The 218-nt window shown below is 56.0% G+C and carries 1 protein-coding gene; it reads left to right on the top strand.

What is annotated here, in order from left to right:
• Window positions 1-218: hypothetical protein (locus tag SB756_RS36555; protein ID WP_410914155.1), on the top strand; the 218-nt coding region annotated here is incomplete at both ends.

Raw genomic sequence — 218 nt, forward strand, 5'->3', positions numbered from 1 at the left:
GGAGTTTGTCGTTCCGATGTCGCTGGAAGTGGGGCGCATTATAAGGGGATTCGGAAGGGCGTCAACCTTTAATTTCAGTTATTTGGAATATTCCTGGCGAAGGCCGTATCAAGGGCCACCAGGTGTCCGCCACAACACATTCAGCGCCTATGAGATCGAGCGCCGCCCGCGCGGCGCTTCGCAGCACAAGGCTGCTCCTACATTTGTTTCGGGCCAGT

This window comes from Pseudomonas sp. SIMBA_068 (assembly GCF_046534705.1).
Lineage (GTDB): Bacteria > Pseudomonadota > Gammaproteobacteria > Pseudomonadales > Pseudomonadaceae > Aquipseudomonas > Aquipseudomonas putida.